1 protein-coding gene is annotated in these 1,604 nt (G+C 38.1%); it reads right to left on the bottom strand.

Going from position 1 to position 1,604, the window contains the following annotated elements; all coding sequences use genetic code 11:
• On the bottom strand, positions 1–1,604 hold a 1,604-nt coding region (locus BN338_RS00125; protein WP_039757914.1), incomplete at both ends, for a NosD domain-containing protein.

A 1,604-nucleotide genomic window follows, 5' to 3' on the forward strand; every position in this document is an offset into this window, starting at 1 on the left:
TATTTAAGGTGAAGCTACCGTTGGCTATCTCCTTAGCTTCTTTACCATTCCACAATTTTTCATCTGGCCAAGAAGTTTTGTTCCAAAAAATACCATCATCTAATAACACATCGGCATGGATTTTTGAATCTTTAAGATTGAGCGTACCGATTGATAGGGCAGGACTATTTTCAATGCTTTTTTCAACAACAGCTCCAACAAAAATCCCTGTACCATTGTCAATATGAAAAATTGCACGGTTTAAATTGATTTCATTGCTATGATATTTTTCTGGATCACTTGGGTCAAGTGGATCATTGTCAGAAAAATTTATAAACTGTAAGCCAGAAATTCCTGCTGTTGCAGAAAGATTTGTGAGATCTATGTGACCGCCATTGACCACGTATAATGCAACTTTTTTTACGTCTATTTCATTTTTAGTGCTATTATTTGCTTTGATTGTAGCACCCTCATTTGCAGAGAGACCACCATCAACATTTTGAATAGTTGTGTTACCATTTAATTCGATTTTGCTCTCAGGATCCCAAATGTTCACACCAACGGTTGCTTCTTCACTCTCACCACCGATTATTGTTAAATCACCACTAACAATTTTACCTCCACCATCTGCATAAAGACCTTCATCGAAATGGCTAATAGTTGTTGTGCCCATTAGATTAATTTCACTAGATGCTCCTGCCCATACACCTGACTGTACTTCGAGGGTGTTGAAATTGATAGCTTTTCCACCGGTGATAGTTAAATTTTCGCTGGTGATTTTGCCACCAAGGCTTGCTCCAAGACCGTTAAAAGTATTGTTAATCATTGTATTGCCATGCAATTCAATTTTGCTCTTCTCATCAAGCGCAAGTGCACCAGTTCCTATGCCATTTGTTGTTAGAGTAACATCTGTGGCATCGATTATTCCTTTGTTTTCTGTGCGCAATGCAAAAGAATGTTCATTTTTCGTTGTTGTACTTCCTCCTATCATTATAATTTTTGAATCCGGACCGTTTGCATAGACACCATTTTCAGAATATGATGTGACCGTAGTATTGTTTAAAGTAATGGAACTTCCTTGCTTTGCAGATACTCCATCGTTCGTGCTCTCAAATGATCCTCCAGAGATTGTCATTTCAGATTGGTTATCTGCGACTATGGCATTAACTACTTGAGAGACGATTACATTTTCTAAAGTGGTGGTGCTTTTATCTGTTATTATTCCATTTTTGAGTGGCACATCGTCTTCACCACTCGATATCGTCACGTTTTCCAGTTTGTTTTCTTTGTTATTACTGTTCAAGAAGTGAACGCCAGTGCCGAAAACCGTAATAGTTCCCCCAGTCATTTGAAGTATCGCATCATCTTTTGCTTCAAGACCAAAACGGATGTCAGAATCAGTGCCTTTAATGGTTGTTTTATCTCCCGTTAATTTAATTGCACTGCCTTTGCCTTCAGCGCTTATAACGTAGATATTTGTGTTTGAGCTTGAGTTCGTGTCTTTATTTCCAGTTACCTTCAAATCAGTTCCTGTGATTTGACCACCTTTTAAGGCGTGAAGAGTCTCATAAGTGGCGTCTTTTACCTCTTTTTTCTCTCCAGAAACTTCAAGAGATTCAGCATAT

It is taken from the genome of Bartonella queenslandensis AUST/NH15, from assembly GCF_000312585.1.
GTDB lineage: Bacteria > Pseudomonadota > Alphaproteobacteria > Rhizobiales > Rhizobiaceae > Bartonella > Bartonella queenslandensis_A.